The organism is Mesorhizobium sp. M0701, assembly GCF_040320365.1.
In the GTDB taxonomy this organism is placed as follows: domain Bacteria; phylum Pseudomonadota; class Alphaproteobacteria; order Rhizobiales; family Rhizobiaceae; genus Mesorhizobium.
In genome coordinates this window covers 179,624-203,426 of record NZ_JAMYPO010000002.1, presented here as the reverse complement: position 1 = coordinate 203,426, position 23,803 = coordinate 179,624, and the positions used below count along the sequence as shown (strand labels likewise).

At 62.4% G+C, this 23,803-nt stretch carries 23 protein-coding genes and 1 pseudogene; 7 read left to right on the top strand and 17 right to left on the bottom strand.

Going from position 1 to position 23,803, the window contains the following annotated elements; all coding sequences use genetic code 11:
* Positions 1-3 precede the first annotated feature (3 nt).
* From rarD to NKI24_RS03115, 9 genes and pseudogenes are all read right to left on the bottom strand, one after another.
* Positions 4-936, bottom strand: a complete 933-nt coding sequence (gene rarD, locus NKI24_RS03155; RefSeq protein WP_023677738.1) for an EamA family transporter RarD — start codon at positions 934-936, stop codon at positions 4-6.
* A 150-nt stretch (positions 937-1,086) separates the two neighbouring features.
* On the bottom strand, positions 1,087-1,626 hold the full coding sequence (locus NKI24_RS03150; protein WP_352501831.1) for a hypothetical protein: 540 nt from the start codon (positions 1,624-1,626) through the stop codon (positions 1,087-1,089).
* Positions 1,627-1,629: 3 nt separating this feature from the next.
* Positions 1,630-3,252: a citramalate synthase gene (cimA, locus tag NKI24_RS03145; RefSeq protein WP_352743306.1), complete on the bottom strand. Its 1,623-nt coding sequence runs from the start codon at positions 3,250-3,252 to the stop codon at positions 1,630-1,632.
* Positions 3,249-4,205, bottom strand: a complete 957-nt coding sequence (gene pip, locus NKI24_RS03140; protein ID WP_352743304.1) for a prolyl aminopeptidase — start codon at positions 4,203-4,205, stop codon at positions 3,249-3,251. The genes cimA and pip overlap by 4 nt, the downstream gene beginning before the upstream one ends.
* A complete protein-coding gene (locus NKI24_RS03135; protein ID WP_352448982.1) occupies positions 4,202-4,678 on the bottom strand; it encodes a GFA family protein in 477 nt (158 codons plus the stop codon). Before NKI24_RS03135 ends, pip begins: the two co-directional genes overlap by 4 nt.
* Entirely contained in the window at positions 4,675-5,166 is a 492-nt protein-coding gene (locus NKI24_RS03130; RefSeq protein WP_023677742.1) for a GFA family protein, read from the bottom strand. The genes NKI24_RS03135 and NKI24_RS03130 overlap by 4 nt, the downstream gene beginning before the upstream one ends.
* A 6-nt stretch (positions 5,167-5,172) precedes the next feature.
* The gene (locus NKI24_RS03125) at positions 5,173-5,559 is read right to left on the bottom strand and encodes a VOC family protein (protein ID WP_023677743.1); all 387 of its coding nucleotides are present in this window, start codon (positions 5,557-5,559) and stop codon (positions 5,173-5,175) included.
* Positions 5,556-7,025: a cysteine--tRNA ligase gene (cysS, locus tag NKI24_RS03120; protein ID WP_352743302.1), complete on the bottom strand. Its 1,470-nt coding sequence runs from the start codon at positions 7,023-7,025 to the stop codon at positions 5,556-5,558. The genes NKI24_RS03125 and cysS overlap by 4 nt, the downstream gene beginning before the upstream one ends.
* A 622-nt stretch (positions 7,026-7,647) precedes the next feature.
* Positions 7,648-8,403: pseudogene (locus NKI24_RS03115) on the bottom strand (SOS response-associated peptidase); the annotation flags it as partial.
* A 123-nt stretch (positions 8,404-8,526) separates the two neighbouring features.
* On the opposite strand from NKI24_RS03115, the gene NKI24_RS03110 reads away from it, so the two are divergent.
* From NKI24_RS03110 to NKI24_RS03095, 4 genes are all read left to right on the top strand, one after another.
* Complete coding sequence (locus tag NKI24_RS03110) at positions 8,527-8,952, top strand: NUDIX hydrolase (protein ID WP_352743300.1); 426 nt, start codon at positions 8,527-8,529, stop codon at positions 8,950-8,952.
* Positions 8,953-9,000: 48 nt separating this feature from the next.
* Positions 9,001-9,378, top strand: a complete 378-nt coding sequence (locus NKI24_RS03105; RefSeq protein WP_023677748.1) for a TIGR02301 family protein — start codon at positions 9,001-9,003, stop codon at positions 9,376-9,378.
* Between the two features lie 372 nt (positions 9,379-9,750).
* Positions 9,751-10,008: a hypothetical protein gene (locus tag NKI24_RS03100; protein WP_023677749.1), complete on the top strand. Its 258-nt coding sequence runs from the start codon at positions 9,751-9,753 to the stop codon at positions 10,006-10,008.
* Between the two features lie 81 nt (positions 10,009-10,089).
* The gene (locus NKI24_RS03095; RefSeq protein WP_352448987.1) at positions 10,090-10,893 is read left to right on the top strand and encodes a hypothetical protein; all 804 of its coding nucleotides are present in this window, start codon (positions 10,090-10,092) and stop codon (positions 10,891-10,893) included.
* Between the two features lie 32 nt (positions 10,894-10,925).
* On the opposite strand, the gene NKI24_RS03090 is transcribed toward NKI24_RS03095, so the two are convergent.
* Complete coding sequence (locus NKI24_RS03090; RefSeq protein WP_352743298.1) at positions 10,926-12,257, bottom strand: dihydroorotase; 1,332 nt, start codon at positions 12,255-12,257, stop codon at positions 10,926-10,928.
* Between the two features lie 83 nt (positions 12,258-12,340).
* Between NKI24_RS03090 and ygfZ the strand changes: the two genes are divergently transcribed.
* From ygfZ to NKI24_RS03075, 3 genes are all read left to right on the top strand, one after another.
* Positions 12,341-13,201 (top strand): CAF17-like 4Fe-4S cluster assembly/insertion protein YgfZ, encoded by an 861-nt coding sequence (gene ygfZ / locus NKI24_RS03085; protein WP_352743296.1) that lies wholly within the window; start codon positions 12,341-12,343, stop codon positions 13,199-13,201.
* The gene (locus tag NKI24_RS03080) at positions 13,201-13,833 is read left to right on the top strand and encodes a YfbR-like 5'-deoxynucleotidase (RefSeq protein WP_352448990.1); all 633 of its coding nucleotides are present in this window, start codon (positions 13,201-13,203) and stop codon (positions 13,831-13,833) included. The genes ygfZ and NKI24_RS03080 overlap by 1 nt, the downstream gene beginning before the upstream one ends.
* A 64-nt stretch (positions 13,834-13,897) precedes the next feature.
* A complete protein-coding gene (locus NKI24_RS03075) occupies positions 13,898-16,036 on the top strand; it encodes a putative bifunctional diguanylate cyclase/phosphodiesterase (protein WP_352743293.1) in 2,139 nt (712 codons plus the stop codon).
* A 129-nt stretch (positions 16,037-16,165) separates the two neighbouring features.
* Here the strand turns inward: NKI24_RS03075 and NKI24_RS03070 are convergent, their stop codons facing one another.
* From NKI24_RS03070 to NKI24_RS03040, 7 genes are all read right to left on the bottom strand, one after another.
* Positions 16,166-16,438, bottom strand: a complete 273-nt coding sequence (locus NKI24_RS03070) for a DUF3303 domain-containing protein (protein ID WP_023719871.1) — start codon at positions 16,436-16,438, stop codon at positions 16,166-16,168.
* Positions 16,439-16,460: 22 nt separating this feature from the next.
* Positions 16,461-17,924, bottom strand: a complete 1,464-nt coding sequence (locus NKI24_RS03065) for a RimK family ATP-grasp domain-containing protein (RefSeq protein WP_352448993.1) — start codon at positions 17,922-17,924, stop codon at positions 16,461-16,463.
* Entirely contained in the window at positions 17,921-19,027 is a 1,107-nt protein-coding gene (locus NKI24_RS03060) for a peptidase C39 family protein (RefSeq protein WP_023677756.1), read from the bottom strand. Before NKI24_RS03060 ends, NKI24_RS03065 begins: the two co-directional genes overlap by 4 nt.
* A 209-nt stretch (positions 19,028-19,236) precedes the next feature.
* Complete coding sequence (locus NKI24_RS03055; protein WP_352448994.1) at positions 19,237-20,031, bottom strand: anti-sigma factor family protein; 795 nt, start codon at positions 20,029-20,031, stop codon at positions 19,237-19,239.
* Positions 20,028-20,546, bottom strand: a complete 519-nt coding sequence (locus NKI24_RS03050) for a sigma-70 family RNA polymerase sigma factor (RefSeq protein ID WP_352448995.1) — start codon at positions 20,544-20,546, stop codon at positions 20,028-20,030. Before NKI24_RS03050 ends, NKI24_RS03055 begins: the two co-directional genes overlap by 4 nt.
* A 192-nt stretch (positions 20,547-20,738) precedes the next feature.
* Entirely contained in the window at positions 20,739-21,035 is a 297-nt protein-coding gene (locus tag NKI24_RS03045) for a DUF6572 domain-containing protein (protein WP_352743291.1), read from the bottom strand.
* Positions 21,036-21,071: 36 nt separating this feature from the next.
* Positions 21,072-23,774: a DUF2339 domain-containing protein gene (locus NKI24_RS03040; RefSeq protein WP_352743289.1), complete on the bottom strand. Its 2,703-nt coding sequence runs from the start codon at positions 23,772-23,774 to the stop codon at positions 21,072-21,074.
* Positions 23,775-23,803: the final 29 nt, after the last annotated feature.

Below are 23,803 nucleotides of genomic sequence, written 5' to 3'. Positions count from 1 at the left end.
TCGTTACGCGGCTCGAGCTGATGCGGAAACGGTCTTGCGCGCCGAAGAAAACATCGACCAGGAGTACATCGCCAGTGCCGCCCAGATCAGCCCGAAGGCTATGGCCTGAACACTGCCGAAAGGTTCGCCGAAAATCAGCACCGCGATCAAAAAGACGATCGTCGGCGCGATATATTGCATGATGCCGATGGTGGAGAGGCGCAGCAGCCTGGCGCCGAACGCAAACAACAGCAGAGGCACGGCGGTGACCGGACCGCAGCCGATCAGCAAGGCGGTGTCGTTCAGCGAGCTCGAGACGAAATGATCCTGTCCTGTGGCGATCAGGAAGATGATGTAGCCGAGTGCCGGCACCGACAGCAGCAGCACTTCAAGCAGGAAGCCCTGGCTCGGGCCGATTGGCAGCGTCTTGCGGAAGAAGCCATAGGCGGCAAAGGAAAAGGCCAGCACCAGCGACACCCAGGGCAGTTTGCCAGCGTCGATGGTCAGCACCGCGACCGCGATTGCCGCCAGCACCACCGCCGCGATCTGCAGACGGTCGAGCCGCTCGCCGAGGAGCAGCGCGCCGACAACGACGCTGACCAGCGGGTTGATGTAATAGCCGAGCGCGGTCTCGATGGTGCGGTCGACCGCGATCGCCCAGACATAGATGCCCCAGTTGACCGAGATCAGCGCCGCCGTCAGCACCGCCATCGAAATGATGCGCGGCGAACGAACTGCCGCTTTGAAATCGGCAGTGCGACCGGCCCAGACCAGGACAGCGGCCGCGATCGGCACCGACCAGACGATGCGGTGGGCGATAACTTCGGCCAGCGGCAGATGCGCGACAGCCTTCATGTAGAAGGGCAGCAGCCCCCAAAGCAGGTAGGCGCCGAGCGCCAGCAGGAAGCCGCGACGAGCTTTGGTGTCGGCCTCGATGTGAAGTGCTTGGGTAGTCATGGCCCAAGGCTATGCGCCAGCGGCTTGCCCAAAACCATCGCAAATTGCTGATGGATCAATGGAGTCTTGCTGATGGTTCAACACGACCGCTAAACGTCGAACAATTGCCGCTGTCTGCGAGAGTGATTGCAGGCCCGGCACGACACGGTCTCAAGGCGGAGCGGGCTTCTCCTTGAGTTCGAAAAAGACGTTGTCGGGCGAACCTTCATCGTGCCTAAAGCCCGTCAGTTCCGCCGCAAGATCGAGGGGAAGGTCAAAAACAAGATCGACCTCTGTACCTTTGCTATCTTCTTCATCCTGCTTTGAAAAACACTGTTGCTTCAGCGCTTCGAAAGACGCAGGGAGATCACCCGTGACATGCAAGTCCCGCACGGTCTTGTCGCCGCTGTGCCAGACTTTCCAGATGTTCCTTCCGTCGCGCCAGAGCTCGGCGCGCGCGAACATTACATGCTCTTCTATGTGCGCGATCACGATTTCCCGCTCTTGCGAAATCGCGGCCAGATATTGCTGAGGCGGGTTCGGAAAGCTGCAGGGATCGAGGATGATGATCGCCCAGTTCTTTTCGCTGGCATAGGCGTTCACAGGCGCTTCGAAAATCTCCGATGGATCGCCAATCTCGCGTCCGAACAACGCCGCAGCTTCCTTTATCCCGTAACCGCGAAAGCCCAGCCAACTTATCGAAAAGCCCATTTCTTACTCCGCCGCCGCCAGGCCCGCCATGTCGCGGTTCTTCATCAGCTTATAGACGATCGAATCCATCAGCGCCTGGAAGGAAGCATCGATGATGTTTTCGGAGACGCCGACCGTCCACCAGCGCGCACCGGTGCCGTCATGCGATTCAATCAGCACGCGGGTGATCGCCTCGGTGCCGCCGTTGAGGATACGCACCTTGAAGTCGGCCAGTTCGAGATCGGCGATCTCGCTCTGGAATTTGCCGAGATCCTTGCGCAGCGCAATGTCGAGCGCGTTGACCGGGCCGTGGCCTTCGGCCACCGACATCTTCTCCTCGCCCTCGACCAGCACTTTCACGATCGCCTCCGAGACCGTCTTCAGCTGGCCGTTGGCGTCGAACCGGCGCTCGACCATGCAGCGGAAAGAAGTGACGCGGAAGAATTCCGGCAGGCCGTGCAGCATCTTGCGCGCCAAAAGCTCAAAGCTGGCGTCGGCACCTTCGTAGGCATAGCCCTCGGCCTCGCGCTCCTTGACCACGGCGATCAGCGCGTCGAGGCGATGGTCGTCCCGGGGCATGTCGATGCCACGCCGTTTCAGCTCAGCCAGGAAATTGGCCTTGCCGCCCTGGTCCGAAACCATGACGCGGCGGCGGTTGCCGACGGTCTCTGGCGGCACATGCTCGTAGGTCGCCGGCTCCTTTGCCAGCGCCGAGGCATGGATGCCGGCCTTGGTAGCAAAAGCGGAGGCGCCGACATAGGGCGCCTGCGCTTCGGGCGCACGGTTCAGCAACTCGTCGAAGGCGCGGGACAGGCGCGATATACCGGTCAACGCCTCTGCCGAAATGCCTGTAGCAAAGCGGCCCGAAAAGGCCGGCTTCAACGCCAATGTCGGCACGATCGAAATCAGGTTGGCGTTGCCGCAGCGCTCGCCGATGCCATTCAGCGTGCCCTGGATCTGGCGGACGCCGGCCTCCACGGCGGCAAGCGAATTCGCCACCGCCTGGCCGGTGTCATCATGGGCGTGGATGCCGAGATGGTCGCCCGGTATGCCAGCGGCGATCACCTTTTCGACGATGGCGCGCACCTCGGAGGGCTGCGTGCCGCCATTGGTGTCGCACAGCACCACCCAGCGCGCGCCGGCATCGTAGGCCCTCCTGGCGCAGGCCAGCGCATAATCGGGGTTGGCCTTGAAGCCGTCGAAGAAATGCTCGCAGTCGACCATCGCCTCCTTGCCGGCAGTGAGCGCCGCCTCGACCGAGGCCTTGATCGCCTCGAGGTTCTCCTCATTGGTGCAGCCGAGCGCGACGCGGACATGGTAGTCCCAACTCTTGGCGACGAAGCAGATGGCGTCCGACTTCGACTGGACCAGCGCGGCAAGCCCAGGATCGTTCGAGATCGACACTCCTGCCCGTTTGGTCATGCCAAAGGCAACGAACTTGGCATCGGCCGTGCGACGCTCGGCAAAGAAGGCGGTGTCGGTTGGATTGGCGCCGGGGTAGCCACCCTCGACGTAGTCGATGCCGAACTCGTCGAGCAGCTTGGCGATCGCGATCTTGTCCTCGACGGAGAAGTCGATACCCGGCGTCTGCTGACCATCGCGCAGCGTGGTGTCGAACAGATAAAGGCGCTCGCGAGCCATGGTCATTTCCCGGCAAACATGTCCGTTGCGCGGATCAGCCTGTCGAGGATACCCGGCTCCGAATAAGCGTGGCCGGCGCCTTCGATCAGATGGAAATCCGCTTTCGGCCACGCCTTGTGCAGCGCCCAGGCGTAGCACGCCGGGCACGGCATGTCGTAGCGGCCGTGAACGATGGTACCCGGGATATCCTTAAGCTTCCATGCATCGCGCAGCAGCTGTCCCTCTTCCAGCCAGCCGGCATGGACGAAATAGTGGTTCTCGATGCGGGCGAAAGCCAGGGCATAATCATCCTGGCCGAAGGGACCGCTGGTTTCCGGTTCCGGCAGCAGCGTGATCGTCTCGCCCTCCCACAGGCTCCAGGCGCGGGCGGCCTCGACCTGCGCCACAGGATCGCTGCCGACCAGCCGTTTGCGGTAGGCGGCCATCATGTCGCCGCGCTCGGCCTCCGGGATCGGCGCCAGAAACCGCTCCCACTTGTCGGGGAACATCTCCGACACGCCGAACTGGTAGTACCATTCGAGTTCGGCGCGGGTCAGCGTGTAGATGCCGCGCACGACCAGTTCGCTGACCCGCTCGGAGTGGGTCTCGGCATAGGCCAGCGCCAGCGTCGAACCCCACGAACCGCCGAACACCAGCCATTTGTCGAAGCCGCACATTTTTCGCAGGCGCTCGATGTCGGCGACCAGGTGCCAGGTGGTGTTGGCTTCAAGCGAGGCATTAGGCGTCGATTTTCCGCAGCCGCGCTGGTCGAACAGGATGACATCGTACAGCTTCGGATCGAACAGCCGCCGGTGCTTTGGCGAAATGGTGCCGCCCGGCCCGCCATGCAGGAAGACAGCCGGCTTGGCCCCTCTGGTGCCGGAGCGCTCCCAATAGACCTGATGGCCATCGCCAACGTCGAGCATGCCGGACTCGAAAGCCTCGATCTCGGGATAGAGGGTACGGAATTCGCTGCTCATAATTTCAGGCCCTGCTGCGGCCAGTTGGCCGTCTCGTGATCGGGATGCTGGAAGGAGATGATGGATTCCTGTCGCGCGTAGAAATCCGGGTCGTCATGGATCGGCGCGTCGAAGATCGTCTCGACCCAAGGCAGCCTGGCGGCGTAGTTAACCTGGATCTGCGGCGCCAGATCGGAACGGTCGTCGAAGGCGCCGATGGCGATCTCCAGCGCGCCGGGCTGGCGGTAGGTCAGCGGTGTGCCGCAGCGGGCGCAGAAGCCGCGATCGATGTTGACCGACGACTGAAAGTAACTCGGCTCCTCGCGCACCCATTCGACGCCGTCGCTCGGCACTGTCACCAGCGCGCCGAAAAACGACCCGAACTGTTTCTGGCACATGCGGCAATGACAAATGGACGGGCGGCCGAGCGCGCCGTGGATGCGGAAGCGCACGGCGCCGCACTGGCAGCCGCCGGTACGAACGGTTTCGGTCATGATTTTTCCTCCGGCGGCCATTGTTCGGTGTCGTGGTCGGGATGTTGGTAGGAGACGAGATCGGCGAGATAGGAGGCCGACGAGACGTCGGCCATCGTTTCCTCACCTGGCAATTCGTGGACGTGATCCACGTACGGGAGCTTGGCTTCGACACCCCATTGGATGGTCGGCGCAATCTCCTCGGGGTGGTCGAATGTGGCGATGGCGAGGGCCACCCCGTCGGGCGCTTCGAAGGTCAGCGGCGTGCCGCATTCGGCGCAGAAACCGCGCAAAGCCGCGTTGGACGAGCGGAAGCGTTTGGGCTCACCGCGCGTCCAGTCCAGCCTTGCGCCGCGCACCGAGACCAGCGGCAGGTAGAAATTGCCGCTCGCCTTCTGGCACATGCGGCAATGGCATACGGAAGCATCGCCGAGAGCTCCTTCGACGCGGAAGCGCACCGCGCCGCACTGGCAGCCGCCTGTATAGACCGGTCTGTTGTCGAGGCTCATCGCGCACTACTCCGGGGCATGGCAAACCGCCTCGACATTGTTGCCGTCGGGATCGAAAACAAAGGCGCCATAATAGTTCGGATGGTAGTGCGGGCGCAGGCCCGGCCCGCCATTGTCCTTGCCGCCGGCGGCAATCGCCGCGGCGTGAAAGGCATCGACCTCGGCGCGGCTGCGAGCGGTGAAGGCGACATGCTGATGATCCTTCGGCTTGTCCTTGCCGGCATGCAGCCAAAACACCGGCCGGTCGCGGCCGTAGCCGCCGACCTTGGCGCCGCCGGTATATTCCTGCGGCACCATGTAAAGCAGCGAGGCGCCGAGCGGCGCTATCGCCCTGTCGTAAAAAGCCTTCGACGCGTCGAAATCCGAAACGGTGATGCCGAGATGATCGATCATCTTTTTACCTCCCAGGTGGTGATGCGTTCGCCGGTGACGGGGTCTTTGCCGTCCTTCAACTGGATGCCTTGCGTCAGCAACTCGTCGCGGATGCGGTCGGCCTCGGCCCAGTTCTTGGCGGCGATCAGCGCGAGGCGTTTGGCGATCGCCTTGGCAATGGCGTCTTCATCCACCTTGGCTGTTGCGATGTCGAAGCCGAGGAACAGAAGCGATGCCTTCAGTGAAGCGGCAGCATCGCTGTCTTCGGCGGCTGCGTTGCCGCTACCTGCGTTGAAATCAACAGCATCACCAGCCAACTGCGTCAGCAACTGGAATGCGGCGTAGGTGGCAAGGTCATCCGACAGCGCTTCGATCACATCCGCCGGCACCGGCTTTGCCGTCGGCGGCGCCAGATCGGCCGCCCGCTTCCATTTGCGCAGCGTATTCTCCGCCTCTTCCAGCTTGCGCACGGAAAAGTCGATCGGCTCGCGATAGTGCGTCATCAGCATCGCCAGCCTGAGCACCTCGCCCGGCCATTTGCGGCCGCCAAAGGTATCCGTCTCCAGCAATTCGGTGATCGAATAGAAATTGCCCAGGCTCTTGGACATCTTCTGGCCCTCGACCTGCAGGAAACCGTTGTGCATCCAAATCTTGGCCATCGTTTCGGTGCCGTGGGCGCAACGCGATTGCGCGATCTCGTTCTCGTGGTGCGGAAAGATCAGGTCGAGACCACCGCCATGGATATCGAACACCTCGCCGAGATAGGCGGCCGACATCGCCGAGCACTCGATGTGCCAGCCCGGCCGACCCCTGCCCCACGGGCTGTCCCAGCCCGGCTCCTCGGGCGAAGACAATTTCCACAGCACGAAATCCTGCGGGTTCTTCTTGTGCTCATCGACGGCGACGCGGGCGCCGGCCTGCTGCTCGTCGAGATTGCGCTTCGACAACTGCCCATAATCCGGCATGGAAGCGGTGTCGAACAAGACTTCTCCAGCCGCGACATAGGCATGGCCGCGTTCGATCAAGCGTTGAATCAAGAAGATCATGTCGACCTTGCCGTCGGGCCTGGGCTCGACGAACTCGGTGGCGCGCGGCTCGACCGTCGGCTCCAGGCAACCGAGCGCCGCCACGTCCTTGTGGAACTGGTCGGCGGTCTTTTCGGTGACCCGTCTGATCGCTTCGTTCAGCGACAGCCTGCCAGAGGCAATCTCGCCGCCGAAATCGCGCAGTGCGCGGGCGTTTATCTTGTCGTCGACGTCCGTAATGTTGCGGACGTAAGTGACGTGCGCTTGCCCGTAGAGATGGCGCAGCAAACGGAACAGCACGTCGAAGACGATCACCGGCCTCGCATTGCCGATATGGGCGAAGTCGTAGACCGTCGGGCCGCAGACATACATGCGCACGTTGCGCGGATCGATCGGGAAGAAATCGTCCTTGCTCCGCGTTAGCGTATTGTAGAGGCGCAGGCTCTTCGATGCGTCAGACATACGTGCGTTCCCGGTGCGTTACTTTGGCATGATCTTTTGGGATCGTGCTCTGGATGGAGTCGGTTACGCCGAGGCGCAAATCGGGGTCCAGCCTGCTGGCCGGGGCGTTTGTCCAATCTGGGAGGAGATGAGGCGAAAACGTCCAGGACCAGCGCGAGGCTAGCCGATAATGCAAATGCCACAAATGGCGAAAGACGTTTTCATGGCCGGCTTTATCGCCTTGCCCGGTGTTGCCGTCAAGTCGCTACCTTCGCCAAAAATATCGTTGGCTCACAGGAATTGAGCCACTGAAACATTTTATTAAACAGGTCGGCACTGTGATGAAACATTCGCCGGCTAGATCAGCAAGCGTCACGATTTGGTCGGATTCGGCCAGCAAACGCAGACACGAAGACGTTACCAGGGAAGAGAACAATGCCTAAGCAAGAATCCAACCGCGCCAAGCAACCGGCGCTCGCCAGCCACTACCGGGCGATCGGCCCGGCAGCAATCGTCGCAGCTCTTCTGCACACCGCGAAGAAGAAGAAGCCGGCGCAGAAGATCGTTTCGCCGCGCGCTGCCTGAGAATGCCGTCGGGAAGATTGAGGCGCTCACGGCGCACCAGCAATAGTAGCTTTTGCAATAAATTCATCTGACTGTCGTTCGCGCCGGACTTCTGGCGCCTGACCTTCTCGGGCTCAAGCTCGACGACGCCCTTCTCCTGAATCTCCGGCCCGGTATTGGCGACCTTGTTGACGAGGTCGGAAACCGGTATCGCTTCGAAGAAATCGGGCTGGGCGGGTCTCAGCAGATGGGCCACATCGCGCGGCTCGAGCGTGCGGCAATCCAGCCAGCGCGCGAAATCTTCGGGATGGATCACCACCGGCACGCGGTCGTGGATATGGGCAGTATCGGCATTGGCGTGGGCGGTCAGAATGGCGCCGGTGTCCATTTCCGAGCCGCCCGGCTCGGCATAGGTCTCAATCAGCCCGGCGAAGGCGACAAGCCCGCCACGCCTTGGCCGCACCCAATAGGGCTGCCCTCTTCTGCCACCGGTTTGGTGCCATTCGTAGAATCCCGAAGCCGGTACCAGAGCGCGGCGATGGCGCATGGCAGCGCGAAACGACGCCTTTTCCGAAGCCCCCTCAGAACGCGCGTTGAACAGCAGCGGGAAGTTACGCGTATCCTTGACCCAGGCCGGGATCAGGCCCCAGCGCACCAGCATCGAGCGGCGGTCGGGCAGGTTCGAGCCCGGCGCCTGCGGCAATCCGGCGAGCGCCATCAGCACCGGCTGCGTCGGCGCGATGTTGTAGCGGGCCGGAAACTCCTCAAGTTCCGCCAGGCTGAGAAAGGCGGCGGTCTGGTCCGGAGTGGCGGTCAAGGCAAAGCGTCCGCACATGAATTCAGCTCTCGAATTGGTGGCATGTGAAAGTGGCCATGGAACCCGCCTTTCGCAACCGCTAAAGCTGTTCGCCGACGGCCGGTCCACATCGGGCTATGCCAATCGAGCGATCCGAAGCCCATGGAAGCACGCAAGATCATTCCGGCAGTCTCGGTCTGCGTCGTGCGCGAGAACACGGTGCTGCTGGTCAAGCGGGCCAGGCCACCCTCGCAAGGCCTCCATGCCTTTCCCGGCGGCAAAGTCGAAGCCGGCGAGACGCTGGAACAGGCAGCACGGCGCGAATTGCTGGAAGAGACCGGATTGCAGGCGCGCAGCTACCAGCCGCTGCGGGAAATCCACATCGACGGCAGCGGCGACGGGCATCCGGTCGACTACTGGCTGACGGTGTTTGGGGCCGATTATGCTGGCGGCGAGGCGGTGGCCAGCGACGACGCCGAAACCGCGGCTTTCTATACGCTGGCCGAAATGACAGCGATGCCGCTCGCCGATGCGGTGTTTGAAATTGCGGACGATCTACTCGGTCCCAACAAAGACGGCGAGACCTGAGCCAGAGAATCGCCTTGCAGGCGACAAATTGTTTCAGCACAAGGACTCATGAGCCGCACGTCTTCGTTTCTCGCCGCATGCCTCGCCGTCAGTGTGGTTGTCGGTGCGCGCCCGGCGATTGCCGCCGAAGCACCGTTCGAGCCCGGGCTGATGCGGCTGGCGGAAGTGCTCGGCTCGCTGCATTTCCTGCGTAATCTGTGTGGCGAGAAGGGCGATCGGTGGCGAGCCGAGATGGAAAAACTGATCGCATCGGAAAATCCGAACCCGGAGCGGCGCGCCCGCTTCATCGCCAGCTTCAACCGCGGCTACCGGTCGTTCGGCGGTACTTATACGCAATGCACCGCCTCGGCGACGGAAGCCATCAGCCGCTACATGAAGGAAGGCGAGACGCTGTCTCGCGACATCGCTTCGCGCTACGGAAACTGACGACGGCAGCCTGCTTTCCGGAAAAGCCGCATCAAGGGTCGGCGCCGTTGCGGGGACGCGTTCGACACTTCTCCGCTTGCCTCGGGTGAGGTCTTGGTGCAAACCTGATGTTGCACTTTTGCAACTATGTTAACGAAACGTTAGCGCGCGAATGTGAAATTAACTCAAACTGAAGGTTTCCGTCCCCTTGGCCGGCCTAATCGGCTAAGTTTGAAACGGATCGGACGCAGGTTTGCTGGACGCGACGGAATTTGTAGAAGACGACCAAAAAAATGTCGCGTTTACAAATACTTACTGCGCCTGCGTGTAAAAGGGACAACTCAAGCTTGATCCCTGTCCAACGGATCACCGCTTGAAAGGGTGGAAATCGCAATGGAACATGGCGTCAACGACATCGACGCGCTGGTCAGGGAAGAAAAGCGCCTGACCGCCGTGGAAAGCCACAGCGAAGCCTGGGCAGAAGGATTGTCGGCCGGGATCGAGCCGGAAATCATCGCCGAGGCAGCCCTCGAAACGGCATTCGGCGAAATGCTGCGCACCAATGGCGAGACCTCGGCGCTTGCCCTGCTCGATCGCATGCGTGAAAAGGTGATTGCCGGGGCCTTCGAGCCCGAAAGACTGCGGCACTGACCCCGGTTCTTTGACGACGGCGCGCCGCCCGGACATCATATCCGGGCACATGGATGGGCTGGAACCAGGGAGTAGCAGGCGGTGAATTTTTCGATATCAGGCAAGCAGAGCGGCCTGGTCCTCGGCATTTGGCTTACTGCTTCCTGCGCCACGATTCCCCTTGCACTGTTCCTTGCGAGCAGTCCCGCTCACGCCCTCAGCGAGATCAAGCGCGAAGACCTGCCTTCGCCGGTCACGCCGCCGCCCGACGGTGACATGTCGCCGCCTGGAAGTACCGTGCCGATGCCCGGCCCGCTCGGCACGACGCCACCACCGGCCAGCCAGCCGACGCCATCCGACGAGCCGGAACAAACCGAACCGAAAGGGCCGGCCAATGATGGCGGCGTGGCCAATCCGCATGTCGATCCCGACGCGCCTGTGCCCGAAGTCGTCTACGACCTCGCCAAGTTGCCGGAACCGGTCAGGCGCATGCACGATCTGATAGTCGAGGCGTGCAAAAGCGGCGACATCGAAAAGCTTCGGCCGCTGATCGGCACGGGAGACACGATGACCCAATTGTCGCTGGGCGACATGGAGGGCGACCCGATCGCCTTCCTGAAGGGCCTTTCGGGCGATACGGAAGGCCAGGAGATCCTCGCCATCCTGGAAGAAGTGCTCAGTGCCGGTTTTGTCCATGTCGATGCCGGCACGCCGCAGGATCTCTATGTCTGGCCCTATTTCTTCGCCCTGCCGCTGGACAAGCTCGACGCCAGACAACGGGTCGAGCTGTTCAAGATCGTCACCGCCAGCGACTATGACGACATGAAGCAGTTCGGTGCCTACATTTTCTACCGCGTCGGCATCACGCCGACCGGACAATGGACGTTCTTCGTCGCCGGCGATTAAGTGGCTAAGCATGGTCTCTTGGAGACAGGAGCTTAGCCCGCCAACGCCTCGGAAAACTCCACCGCCCTACCCTGGCCCGGCGTGACGATCTCGCCTTCCCACATCACGCGCCGGCCGCGCACGATGGTGCCGACCGGCCAGCCGGTCACCTGCCTGCCGTCATAAGGCGTCCAGCCGGCCTTGGAGCCTTGCTGGGCGTTGGCGATAGTCTCGCGGCGCTTCAGATCGACGATGGTCAGATCGGCATCGTAGCCGGCGGCAATGCGGCCTTTCCTGGCGATGCCGAGTATGCGTTGCGGGCCGTGGCTGGTCAGGTCGACAAAGCGCTGCAACGTCAGCCGGCCGGCGTTGACATGATCCAACATGATCGGCACCAAAGTCTGCACCCCGGTCATGCCGGACGGCGATGCCGGATAAGGCTTTGCCTTCTCGGCCAGCGTGTGCGGCGCATGGTCGGAGCCGAGCACATCAACGATGCCTTGCGCAACGCCGTACCAGACCCCGTCGCGATGGCGCGTGGCGCGCACCGGCGGGTTCATCTGGATCAGGGTGCCCAACTGCGCATAGTCATCGGCGCTCAGCGTCAGATGATGCGGCGTCGCCTCGCAAGTCGCGACATCCTTATGCTGTTCGAGGAAGCCTATCTCCTCAGCGGTCGAGATGTGCAGCACATGGATCCGGGCGCGGACCTGGCGCGCGATTCGCACAAGGCGCTCGGTGCAGCGCAACGCAGCGATCTCGTCGCGCCACACCGGATGTGAGGACGGATCGCCCGCGATGCGCTCGCCAAGCCGCTCGCGCAGCCGGAACTCGTCCTCGGAGTGAAAGGCGGAGCGGCGGCGTGTGTTCCTCAGGATCGAGGCAACGCCTTCGTCGTCCTCGACCAGCAGGTCGCCGGTGGACGAGCCCATGAAAACTTTTATGCCGGCCGCACCAGGCAGCCGCTCGAGATCGCCGGCGTCTTTTGCATTGTCGCGGGTCCCGCCGACCCAGAAGGCAAAGTCGCAATGCATGCGGCCGGTGGCACGCCGCACCTTGTCGGCAAGGGTTGCCTCACTGGTGGTCAGCGGATTGGTGTTCGGCATCTCGAAGACGGCGGTGACGCCGCCGAGCACCGCTGCCCGCGAGCCCGTCTCCAGATCTTCCTTGTGCTCCAGGCCCGGCTCGCGGAAATGCACCTGGCTGTCGACGACGCCCGGCAGGATGTGCAGCCCACGGCAGTCGATCGTCTCACCGGCCGACGCCTCGCGGAGGTCGCCGATGGCAGCGATGCGCCCACCATTGATGCCGACGTCGCGAAAACCCTGGCCGTCGTGATTGACCACGGTGCCGCCTGTCAGGATGAGATCGTAGATGGGGGCCATACGGATCCGGTCTCTTGCGGGGGAAGTGTCAGCGGCTTACGTAATGGCCGATAGTTTTGCAAGATCAGGCTCGTTTTCCTACCATGCCCTTTGCCTCGCTCAGAGATCGCGCACTCGTTTCCGTGTCCGGGCCGGATGCCGAGCACTTTTTACAGAACATCCTGACCACCGACCTCGACGTGCTCGGCAGCAGCGAAGCAAAGCCCGGCGCGCTGCTAACGCCGCAAGGCAAGATTCTTTTCGACTTCCTGATCTCGCGCGCCGGCGAAAATGCTTTCCGACTTGAATGCCGTACCGAGACCGCCGATGATTTCATGCGACGGCTGACGCTCTACAAATTGCGCGCCAAAGTCGAAATTGCCAAGCTGGATCAGCCGGTTGTGGCCGTCGCATGGGGAAGCGATTCAACCACTTCGCAATTTGAATCAGCACCGTTTGCTGATGCGCGGTTTGTCGATACTGCCGTCAAGCGCTTCTACGATCACACCGCAGATGGCGGCGACCTTGCCGCATGGCAAGCCTTTCGCATCGCCCATGGCATTGCCGAAAGCGGTGCGGACTACCAGCTCGGCGACGCTTTTCCGCATGACGTGCTGCTCGACGAGATCGGCGGTGTCGGCTTCAAGAAAGGCTGCTACGTCGGCCAGGAGGTCGTCTCGCGCATGCAGCATCGCGGCACTGCCAGGCGTCGGGTGTTGATTGTCTCGGCCGAACGCACCCTGCCCACTTCGCGCGCAGAGTTGACCGTGGAGGGGCGACCGGTCGGCACGCTTGGCTCGACCGCGGCCAGGACAGGCCTTGCCATTGCCCGCATCGACCGGGTCAAGGCAGCGCTCGACGCCGGCCTGCCGGTCCTGGCGGAGGACGTCGCCGTTTCGCTCGCTATCCCGTCCTGGGCGAAATTCAGCTTTCCGCAGGAAGCCATCGGCGCGGAGGATGCCTGATGGCTGCCGATCGCGCCGGGGCGCCGCCGCGCGCCTGGCAGCGCATGCTGTCCGGCCGACGGCTCGATCTGCTCGATCCCTCGCCGCTCGACATCGAGATCTCCGATATTGCCCATGGCCTTGCCCGCGTCGCACGCTGGAACGGCCAGACCAGAGGCGAGCACGCCTTTTCTGTCGCCCAGCATTCGCTGCTGGTCGAAACGCTTGTCGGCGAGCTGATGCCGGATGCCGACGCCGACGCGCGGTTGGCGGCGCTGCTGCACGACGCGCCGGAATATGTCATCGGCGACATGATCTCGCCGTTCAAATCCGTGATGGGCGGCAGCTACAGAGATTGCGAGATCAGGCTGCAGCGCGCCATCCATCTGCGCTTTTCACTGCCGGCCGAACTCGACGCGGGACTGCGCAAGGAGATCAAGCGAGCGGATCAGATCGCCGCTTATTTCGAAGCAACGCTGCTTGCGGGTTTTTCGACGGCAGAGGCGACGGAGTTCTTCGGGCGGCCGCGCGGCTTCAACGCCGAGCGCTTCGACGTCACGCCGCGCTCGGTGACTTGGGCGCAGAATGCCTTTCTCAAACGCTTTGCGACGATCGAAAAGTCGCGACGCCAGACTGCCGTTCCAGCCGGCTGAAAACGGTAAATTAACCGGCAGGGACAACAGTGCCATGGTTAACCATGGTCCATAGGCTTGCCTCATGCCCGTCGCCGGTATCAAGGCTGGTTCGTCCGTCCGCCGACGGAGGGCCAAAGGCGTTGGTCAGCCGCAACCTATTGAAGACGAGCTACGCGAACAGAACGAGCGTTTTTCGGCAGCGGTCGAGAACATGTCGCATGGCCTGTGCATGTTCGATGCCGATGAACGGATGATCATCTGCAACAGGAACTACATCAGCATCTTTCGCCTCGACGCCGAAGTGGTGCGGCCCGGCATCCGGTTTTTCGACATCCTCCAGCACAGCGTGGATATCGGCATCGCCTCGCAAAGCGCTGAGCAACTCTATGCCATCCGAAAGCCCTACATCGACCAGGCAAAACCTTCCACCTATGAGGAAACGCTTGCAGACGGGCGTATCGTCAACATTTCGCACCGGCCACTGGCGTCAGGCGGTTGGGTATCGATCTACGAGGACATCACCGAGCAACGGCGCGCCGAGCAGGAGTTGAAGGAGCAGCACCGCCGTTTCGACGCGGCACTTGCCAACATGTCGCAAGGCCTTTTGATGTACGATGCGGATGGCAAGCTGATCGTGCGCAACGAACGTTTCCTGGAACTTTATCATGTCAGGCCGGCCGACTTCCCGCTTGGCATGAGTCACCATGATGCGTTCAAGCGGCTGCTGGAACTGGGCATTTATACAAAGCTCGACCCCGACAGCGAAATCTCGCAAATCGAAGCCTGCCTGCGGGCGGGGAAAACACACGTAACGCATCGCCATCTCGCTGACGGCAGAACGCTGCTGGTTGCTCGCCGGCCGATGAGCGGCGGCGGCTGGGTCGCGACGTTCGACGACGTCACCGAGCGCAGGCGCGTGGAAGAGCGCATGACCCATCTTGCGCACCACGACACACTGACCAACCTGCCCAATCGCTCGATGCTTCGCGAACGGCTCGACCAAGCCCTGAGTGAGACGAGAGACGGATCGCTGGCGATATTCTCGCTCGACCTCGATCACTTCAAGGCAGTCAACGACACTTGGGGCCATCCTTCCGGCGACTGGCTGCTGAAATGCGTGGCCGAACGGCTGCAACGGTGCCTGCGCAATGAAACGGACGTTGTCTCCCGCTTCGGCGGCGACGAATTCGTCATCATCCAGTTCAATCTCAAAAGCCCGGGCGACGCGGAAAAGCTGGCCAAACGCATTGTCGAGATCATCGGAAAGCCGTTTCGCGACAAAAGACACGACATGCGTGTCGGCATCAGTCTCGGCATCGCGCTGTTTCCGAATGACGGCAAGGACGCCGACACTTTGCTGAAAAATGCCGATATGGCGCTCTATCGGGCAAAGAGCGAAGGGCGCAACCTGTACCGCTTCTTCGAACCAGCCATGGACGCGATGGTGCGGGCACGCCGGGCGCTCGAAATCGATCTCAGGGCAGCGCTGTCGCACCGGGAATTCGAGCTGGATTTCCAGCCGATCATGAACATCGCCTCCGGCGAAATCGTCGGTGCCGAAGCCTTGATGCGCTGGCGTTCGCCGGTGCGCGGCCTGGTACGGCCGGACGACTTCATTCCGGCCGCCGAGGAGACCGGGCTGATCGTGCCGCTTGGAGAATGGGCGCTGCGAAAAGCCTGCACGACGGCGGCAGGCTGGGCGGCTTGGCGCATCGCAGTCAATGTCTCCGCCGTGCAGATCAAAAGCGGTACCTTTGCCCGCAGCGTTATCTCGGCACTGGCGTTCTCGGGCGTGCCGGCCAACCGGCTTGAACTGGAAATCACCGAAACGGTGCTGATGGACGAAAGCGATCTGGTGCTCAAGACACTCAGGCAGCTACGCGATCTGGGCGTCCGCATCGCGCTGGACGATTTCGGCACCGGCTATTCGTCGCTGGGCTACCTCAGGCGCTTTCCCGTCGACAAGATCAAGATCGATCGCTCTTTCACCCGTGACATCGACAGTCGCGATACCGCGGCGATCGTGCGCACCATCATCGGGCTTGGCGCACAGCTGGGCATCACCGTCACCGCCGAAGGTGTCGAGACCGAAGCGCAGCTTGAATTCCTGCAAAAGGAGGGTTGTGTCGAGGCCCAGGGCTATTTGATCGGGGTGCCGTCAAAGGCGTCGGACATTAATCGGCTGCTGAAGTCGAGCGCGACGATCCGGCAGTCCGGCTAAGTGCGACAGTCTCGCGGAAGCGCGGGCAACCGCCTTAGATCTCCTTGAGATGACGCTCGATCCGCGTGTTAATTCCTTGATAGGAGAAGGCGGCATTCAGGTGTGGCGAACCAGGAGGTTCCCAACGGGTCAGAGATGTCCGCTCAATGCCTCCACCATATCCTTGTTCGTCGCCACGGGAACGATCTCGAATTCGACCAGATCCGCCCATTCGATGACCCACCGCTGCAGGAGCGTGACGTCATCGGCCTCCACCAGCAGGAAGCAGCGGCTCATATCCGCTGCGATCCAGCTGTGGTGCACGAGAAGCGCGTCCGGCTTCAGGCGGCCCTGGTCGCGGAAACGGCGGTAGATCTCTTTGCGGTCGCAGCCGCGAAAATCTTCGGTTACGAAGAACAGCATCTTTTTCCCCTCAGTTCGGATATTATCGCCCCGGCCGGTCCAGCCGCTCCAGGAACCACTGCGTCAGCCGCACCCAGACCTCGTCTTTTTCGCCGGAGTCTTCCCAGCCGTGGTCGAGGTTGGGGTTGTCGTTGACCTCGATGACGAAGACGCCGTCCCTGGTTTCCTTGAGGTCGACGCCGTAGAGGCCGTCGCCAATGCAGCGCGCCGCGCTCACCGCCGTCTCGACGACATGGGCCGGTGCTTCCTTCAGGGTGAAGGTCTTGATGCCGCCCTGGTCGGGCTTGCCGTTGGCCTTATGATTGACGATCTGCCAATGTTTCTTGGCCATCAGATAATGGACGGCGAACAAGGGCTGGCCGCCGAGGACACCGACGCGCCAGTCATATTCCGTCGGAATGAATTTTTGCGCGATCAGGAGGTCGGAATCCTCCAGCCATTCGGTTGCGAGCGTCTTCAACTCTTCGAAGGTGCCGCATTTCTTGACGCCGCGCGAAAACGACGAGTCCGGGATCTTCAGCACCAGCGGGAAGCCCAGCGTCTGTGCCGCAACTTCCAGGTCCGAGGTGCCGGCAATCATCACCGTCGGCGGCACCGGTACCTTGTTGTAGGTCATCAGCTCGTTGAGATAGACCTTGTTGGTGCAGCGGATCATCGACAGCGGATCGTCGATGACCGGCATGCCTTCCTGCTGGGCGCGGCGGGCAAAGCGGTAGGTGTGGTTGGAGATCGAGGTGGTCTCGCGGATGAACAGCGCGTCGTAGTTGGCGAGCTTGGCCAGATCCCGCTTGGTGATCGGCTCGATTTCGACGCCCATCTTTTCAGCGATCTTGGCCCAGTGGCGCAGCGACGAAATCTCCGACGGCGGCAGTTCCTCATGCGGATCGACCAGCGTTGCGAAAGTGTAGCGCGCCGGCGTGCGGCCCTTGGTGTCGCGCCACTCGCGGTTGGTGTAGGTCTCCAGGCACTGGAGAAAGTGCGTTTCCTCGTCCTCGGTCATCCTGGCCAGGGGATGGAAGCCAATCTTGCGGATCGAGGCCCATTCGGCGCTGTCCCTGATGTGGAGTTCGAGCGCCGGGGCACGGAACCAGTCGAACAGAAGTTTTGCGAAGCGGTCCCAGATCCTGGACGGTCCGATGCCGAAGAAGATGCAGACCTTCTGCGGGAAAGCGCCGCCCAGATCCTTGCGGCACTTGTTGAGTGCGAGTTCGAGTTCCGGCAACGCGTGCTCATAGAGCTTGCGCTCCGACAGGTCGATCATCGTTTCGACCGTCGGGATGACCTTATGGCCGCGCGAACCGGCAAGCAGCGACGCGTAATAGCCGCGGCTCTGGTAGCCATAATTGTTCGACAGGTTGATGACCTTCGGCCGCTGACCGCGAAACAGTGCCGGATGGGCAAGGTAGTCGCGATTGGTGATGATCTTGTGCGGCGTCGCCACTTGGTCGAGATCGTTCTGCCGGCCGGTAAGGATGACCCAGGTCATTGGCTGTCGCGCTTTCCGAGAGTGATGGCGGCGCGCAATCCGTCGCGGCCGAATTGCGCCATGTTCATGAAGATGCCGTAAGGCACGGGAATGTTGGCAGCATCGAGGATCGTCTCCTGCCGCTCGTCCTCGACCCAAGGGTCGTGGATCAGGATATGATCGCCGTCGTCACCGATGGCCAATACCCAGTGCGGAACCTTCTTGCCGAACATCAGGAAGCCGCTGATCAGGACCAGCACCAGTTTTCCCTCTGCGATCGCGGTGCGAATGTCGTCAAGCCCGAATGAACGGTAATTCACCGGGATGCCGTAAAGTTCCGCGCGGCGGCGAAAGTCGACCTGCGCCAGCTCCATGACCCGGCGCTTGTCCTCGCTGCGCACCGACTGCAGGAACAGCGCGCCGTAGAAGGAGACATAGATCTCAGCAGCAAGCCCGCTCTCATAACCGGCGACGGCCAGCCCGAACGGTTCGCAGCCGCCCGGCCCCGACATCATGAAAACAGTCGTCGCCTCACGCCACAGCCGGATTTCCATCACCGGATCCGGCACGAATCCGGGGTCGAAGTTAGCCATCGCCATCATCAGGCAGCATGGTCCGCAGGTGAATTCGCAAGTCTGCTGATAAAACGGCACTTCGGTGGCGACCGGAATGTCGCCGCGCAAGGTCTTCTCATAGCGCAGCGCCGTGGCGCCGTCCTCGTAATAGTCCGGTTCACGGCCGATCTTACGGTAGCCGCTCTGCTCGTAGATCTGGATGGCGCGCGGATTGTCTTCGCGGACTTCCAAACGAAGCATCATGCGGCCGTGCTCGAAAGCGGCGGCTTCAGCCTCTTCCAGCAGCAGGCGGCCAACGCCACGGCCGCCGAAAAATGGACCGACGGCGATCGAATAGAGTCGCGCGACGCCGCTGCCCTTGCGAAACAGCACGACCGCATAGCCGGCGACGTGGCCATCGTTCTCGCCAACCAGCAGTTCGGCGGTGTCGCGTTCGATCAGTTGGCGAAAGGAGCGGCGAGAAATGCGGTCGCTCGAGAAAACAGCTTTTTCGATGGCGGCGAGGTCATCGACGTCGGACGCGCGGGCCTTGCGAATCTCGGCAGGCATGCGGGCTCAGAAAACCTCGATTGGGTTGTGGAAACGGCCCTAGTCTAAACATCGGTCACACCAGCCGAAGTGCCAGCATTCAGCAAGCGCTATCGCACCTCGATTAGGGCCGAATTGTGACAGTTTTCAAGGCAGGCAGGTCGCGCAAAGGCTTTGAAACGACCTTCGTGTTTCGGCATCGGCGCGGCTATAGAAAAACGAGCTCCTGCTCAGCTTTTCAAGCCCGCCAGAAGCTGGCCATAGGCGCTCTTGGCCACCGCAGCCAGCTGCTCGCGCGGCAGCGATCCGACGACGGCGCAGCCATAACCCTTGTCCAGCCAGTAGACGGCCTCAGGACCATTTTCCTCGGACCCATAGGTGCCCTTGGCCTTGGCCGCCGATTCGGCGATTACGAAGAGCGAAATGCGCTCGCCCTTGTCGTCCTCGTAAAGCAGCATCGCGGCCTTGCCCTGGCCGGCAGGCAGCAGCCGGCCACCGACCAGTTGGAATCCCTGCGCCGCCAGATCTGGCGCGACGAGCTTCAAACCTACCTGGTTCGACAGCCAGTTCTGCAAATGATCCTTGTCGCTTGCCGGCACTTCCACAGCATGCCGCTTTTCAGCGGCATAGATGACGTGGGCGGCAATCGCCTCTTCGGCAAGCTGGTCCTCGGCCGTATTTTCCAGGCCGAGGCCGCCGATGCCGGCAAGATAGCCGCCAGCACCGCCAATCACCAGCATGGCGGCAGCGGCGGCCGCAAGCCACCAATGCGAGCGCGATGGCGACACTCTGACCACCGGCGCCTCGCCAAGCACCACCTTGCTCAGCCGCACCGGGACGGGTTCGTCCAGCACGCCGTTAAAGGCTGCGCGCAATGCTGCCCGGTCGGCGGCGTAGCGTGCGCTCTTGGCCTTCATCTCGGCATTGGCCTCGAGCCATGCCTCATAGGCCGTCCGCTCATCGCCGGGCAACTCGCCATCGAGAGCCATGTGGATGTCGCGTTCGGAGAAATCGCGCCGGCTCATTTCTCGACGATCCTTATCGATCGGCGGCGCGCGGTATCATCCAGCAGCGCGCGCAGTTCCTCACGCCCGCGCGCGATGCGCGACATCAAGGTGCCGGCGGGAACCCCAAGGATGTTGGCGGCTTCGGCATAGGAAAACCCTTCGATGGCGACCATCACAAGTGCCGCGCGCCGGTCAGGGCTTATCGCCTGCAGCGCGTCGACGATCTCGCGCGAAGCGATGCTCTCGATCTGCTCGGCGGGTGCTGCCTGCGCCTCGCTTGCCTCGAGCGGCAGCATCGCCGCCTCGCCGCGCCGGTTCACCTTGCGCATCTGATCGATGAACAAATGATGCATGATCGTAAACAGCCACCTCCTGGGGCTTTCCCCTGTCTGCCAATTGTCGAGCCGCACGAGTGCCCGCTCGAGACAATCCTGGACGAGATCGTCTGCGGAATCGCGGTCGCGCAACAGTGAGCGTGCATAGCGGCGCAGACGCGGTATTTCGCCAAGGATTGCTGCCTTCTTTTCGTCCATGACCGCTGGTTCTGGAGCCCTGTCCGTGGTGATTGAACGCGCCTTCGCGGCGCGGCGCAAGCGGCCAGCGCGAAGCGGTCCGCCGCCCCGGTCACCCAAGCAACTGAATAACGCTGCCAGCGGCAGGTTTATTCCCGGCCGATCCCCACCTGAAGACCCCTCTACAAATTCCCCTTCGAGAGGTGCTGAACTTCAAATTGCAATCCGGCCTTTTCGACTGATACCGCAGCTGCGGTAAAGAACCATTGTACCTCGGCTGGCATAATAGACAACAATGCCACCGAAATCATAACGGGTCGCCCCACAGCATCCGGATGTTCTTTGTAGCCCTTCTAAAACGAAAACACAATATAGATTCAGTTTATTCTCTAGAAGCACAAGATGATTTTCTACATCATCCCAATCGAGATCATCTACAATGCTGAGCAAATATTCACCATTTTTGCCTTTTGCGACAATATCCACGACGTCCGTATGCTGAACAGCCATCTGTCAATAGCCTTTTCCCGTGATCATAGACTCACACTAATTTACCTCTCTCGCCGCCCTTGTCAGCAGCCGCTGATAGAACAGGCCGATGCCGATGAGCACCGCGCCGAGGCCGATGAAGGACAGCGCCCGCAACACGCCTTCCAGTTCGGACATGTCGAAGATGAAGACTTTGAGCACGGCGACCGAGATCAGCGCCGCCGACGCTATGCGCAGCACCTGGGACTTCAGCCAGACACCGGCGGTGAGCAACATCACGCCGATGACCAGCCAGAGCGCCGAATAAGTATAGGTCTCGAGCTGGCCGAGACCGCTCCAAAGGCCGATGAACTCGCCCTTGAACAAGCGCCTTACCGACAGCGTAGCATAGGCGAAGCCGAGCACCGCCGCCACAACCGCCAGCATGGCCGCATACCATTTCGGCCGCTTGTCGCGGGTATAGAGCGCCAGTGCGCCTGTCGCGACCGCCGGCAAGAGGTAGGCGAGCAACAGAAGGTTGAACACCGGAATGCTGCCGGTCGATTCGTCCGTCAGCAAGGGGTTCAGCGCCAGAAAATGCTGGAGGACGATGAACGCGACCGAGACCACGCCCGCTGCAATCGAGCCGTAGCGCAGCACCGAACTTGGCGAGCGCATGTCGATGGCGACCAGGATGGCACCGGCACCGATGGCGATCAGCGTGTAGATCGCCTGTTCGGCAAGCGTCGCAGCAGCCGTATCGATGACGCCGCCATGCATGGCATGGCGCACCAGCATCGCGACGGTGAGCAGGGCAAACAGCGCGGCGCCGGCCTCCATTGCGAGGCGCGGTCGGCCGTTGGTGGTTCGGGCAAGCTGCCAGGCGGCAAAACCGAAAGCGAGCGCCGGCACGCCATATCCAAGCAGCAGCCAGTTGAACACCGGCGTCTTCGACAGGAACTCGGCACCGACGATGGTCGGGTCGAAGGCAGCGCGGCCGAGCACTGCAATCACCGCACCAACGGAAATCCAGCCAAGCACCGGATAGCTGCGCCAGCGCGTCGCCAGCGCCGGCACGACGGCGGCTGCTCCGAGCAGGATGGTTGTCCAGCCTGAACCGAAGGCCATGTGCAGCATCAGCAGGCCGGCAATCGCCGCGCCGCCGAGCGCGAAGGAGACGGCAGCGCCGCCGGTCAGCGGCGGCGCTTCGCCGCGCGCTATCCATTCGCCGCCGGCGACGAAGACGCCGACCAAAACGGCTGCGACCGCCGCATAAGCAAGGTCACGGTCGAGATTGCCGAAGGCAGACCAGAGCGCCAGCAGGATGACCAGTGGCGCGACAGCGCTCCAGGCCGCCCATGCGGCGGCGCGCAGCCAGCCAGAGGCCGCAAAACGGCGCGCCGCCCAAAAGCCGGCGCCGATGAAGACCAGGCCGAGAGCGATGCCGACCCTGAACATCAAGGCATCGGACGCCACGACCGGCATGCCGTCGACGCCGAGAGCGCCACCCGAAAAATCTGAAGCGATCGTGGTCGGCGGAATGATGCCGAGATAGACCAGTACCGTCGCCAGCCCGGCGGTGTGCAGCAGTGCAAGCGCCCGCGGCCGGTAGAGCGCCACCGCCACCAGGGCTGCGACAAGGGCGGCCCCCGGCAATGCACCGCGGATGGCGACGAAGGCCGGATCGACAAACAGGGCCAGCGCCGAAAGGCCGACGAAGAAGCCCGGCGCGATCGACGGCCAGTCGAAGCCGCTGCCGGCGCCCGCATCGTCGCGGCGGCCAAGCCAGACGAAGGCGAGCACGGCCAGTGTCACCCCGTCGATAAAGAGGATGACGGCAAGGTTCGCCCCCGGCGCGTCGGTCATATAGAAGATGGTCCAGATCCCCGTGGCGACGAAGGCTGCGGCCGTCAAAAGCCTCCAGTCGCGGATGCGGGCAATGACGCAGGTGGCGGCGAGCACGATCGCCAGATAGCCGAACAGCGCCCACGGATTGGGCGCCTGCGAGGCGACCAGCAGCGGCGTCACCATGGCACCGAGCAGGCCGACGCCGGCCAGCGCCTGACCGTGGACCAGGCTTGCCGCGATCGTCGCCACCCCGATGGCGCCGAGCAGCGTGAAAGCGAGCGTCGGGCCGATGAAGCCGTAAATGCTGTACGCGGCGTAGACGGTACCGAACAGGATGAAAGCGCCGGCCGCCGTCAGGATCGCCGGGATATAGGCACCGGCAGCACCTTGCACCGGCACCCTGAAGCCGGTGCGCCGGATGAACTCGCCGCCGGCGACCAGCACCAGCCCGAGTGCCGCCGCCATGACAAGCCGCACGCGTGGCCCGAAAATGCCGGCCTCGATGGTGTAGCGGATCAGAAACAAGCCACCTAGCGCCAGCGCGATGCCGCCGACCCAGACCGCCCAGCGGGTACCGAGCGCCGTTTCGACGTCGGACTGGCGAGCTGCCTTCGCCGCTGCCGCCGGTTGCGCCGACTCCGGCGCGGACGGCGCCGTTCTATCGGCATCGGCCTCTGTAGCTGACACGACCGCTGCGGGCCGTGGCGATACGGCCATGTCGGCTGCGACCGCAAGCGGGATTGCGGCATCCGCCGGTTTGCTGTCGTTTACAGCCGGTTCCTTGGCTTGCGGCGGCAGCGCAGGCGTGCCCGAAAGCACAAGGCTGCGCAAGGCGCCAAGCTCGCGCTCGATCAGGCCGATGCGGCTCTGCTGGCGTGAAATGATGACGAACAGCGCGATGATGGCGACGAGGCCAATCAGGCTTTCAAACATGGCGGTTCCCCCAAACCAGGCCAGTTGTC

What these genes read in the sequence shown, in the direction of transcription:
- NKI24_RS03125 (WP_023677743.1), bottom strand. Translation starts at nt 5,559, where the DNA reads ATGATCGATCATCTCGGCATCACCGTTTCGGATTTCGACGCGTCGAAG.
- ygfZ (WP_352743296.1), top strand. Translation starts at nt 12,341, where the DNA reads ATGCCCTTTGCCTCGCTCAGAGATCGCGCACTCGTTTCCGTGTCCGGG.
- NKI24_RS03045 (WP_352743291.1), bottom strand. Translation starts at nt 21,035, where the DNA reads ATGGCTGTTCAGCATACGGACGTCGTGGATATTGTCGCAAAAGGCAAA.
- NKI24_RS03105 (WP_023677748.1), top strand. Translation starts at nt 9,001, where the DNA reads ATGAGCCGCACGTCTTCGTTTCTCGCCGCATGCCTCGCCGTCAGTGTG.
- rarD (WP_023677738.1), bottom strand. Translation starts at nt 936, where the DNA reads ATGACTACCCAAGCACTTCACATCGAGGCCGACACCAAAGCTCGTCGC.
- cimA (WP_352743306.1), bottom strand. Translation starts at nt 3,252, where the DNA reads ATGACCATGGCTCGCGAGCGCCTTTATCTGTTCGACACCACGCTGCGC.
- NKI24_RS03060 (WP_023677756.1), bottom strand. Translation starts at nt 19,027, where the DNA reads ATGCCTGCCGAGATTCGCAAGGCCCGCGCGTCCGACGTCGATGACCTC.
- NKI24_RS03040 (WP_352743289.1), bottom strand. Translation starts at nt 23,774, where the DNA reads ATGTTTGAAAGCCTGATTGGCCTCGTCGCCATCATCGCGCTGTTCGTC.
- NKI24_RS03130 (WP_023677742.1), bottom strand. Translation starts at nt 5,166, where the DNA reads ATGAGCCTCGACAACAGACCGGTCTATACAGGCGGCTGCCAGTGCGGC.
- pip (WP_352743304.1), bottom strand. Translation starts at nt 4,205, where the DNA reads ATGAGCAGCGAATTCCGTACCCTCTATCCCGAGATCGAGGCTTTCGAG.
- NKI24_RS03090 (WP_352743298.1), bottom strand. Translation starts at nt 12,257, where the DNA reads ATGGCCCCCATCTACGATCTCATCCTGACAGGCGGCACCGTGGTCAAT.
- NKI24_RS03065 (WP_352448993.1), bottom strand. Translation starts at nt 17,924, where the DNA reads ATGACCTGGGTCATCCTTACCGGCCGGCAGAACGATCTCGACCAAGTG.
- NKI24_RS03070 (WP_023719871.1), bottom strand. Translation starts at nt 16,438, where the DNA reads ATGCTGTTCTTCGTAACCGAAGATTTTCGCGGCTGCGACCGCAAAGAG.
- NKI24_RS03075 (WP_352743293.1), top strand. Translation starts at nt 13,898, where the DNA reads ATGCCCGTCGCCGGTATCAAGGCTGGTTCGTCCGTCCGCCGACGGAGG.
- cysS (WP_352743302.1), bottom strand. Translation starts at nt 7,025, where the DNA reads ATGTCTGACGCATCGAAGAGCCTGCGCCTCTACAATACGCTAACGCGG.
- NKI24_RS03100 (WP_023677749.1), top strand. Translation starts at nt 9,751, where the DNA reads ATGGAACATGGCGTCAACGACATCGACGCGCTGGTCAGGGAAGAAAAG.
- NKI24_RS03055 (WP_352448994.1), bottom strand. Translation starts at nt 20,031, where the DNA reads ATGAGCCGGCGCGATTTCTCCGAACGCGACATCCACATGGCTCTCGAT.
- NKI24_RS03080 (WP_352448990.1), top strand. Translation starts at nt 13,201, where the DNA reads ATGGCTGCCGATCGCGCCGGGGCGCCGCCGCGCGCCTGGCAGCGCATG.
- NKI24_RS03050 (WP_352448995.1), bottom strand. Translation starts at nt 20,546, where the DNA reads ATGGACGAAAAGAAGGCAGCAATCCTTGGCGAAATACCGCGTCTGCGC.
- NKI24_RS03150 (WP_352501831.1), bottom strand. Translation starts at nt 1,626, where the DNA reads ATGGGCTTTTCGATAAGTTGGCTGGGCTTTCGCGGTTACGGGATAAAG.
- NKI24_RS03110 (WP_352743300.1), top strand. Translation starts at nt 8,527, where the DNA reads ATGGAAGCACGCAAGATCATTCCGGCAGTCTCGGTCTGCGTCGTGCGC.
- NKI24_RS03135 (WP_352448982.1), bottom strand. Translation starts at nt 4,678, where the DNA reads ATGACCGAAACCGTTCGTACCGGCGGCTGCCAGTGCGGCGCCGTGCGC.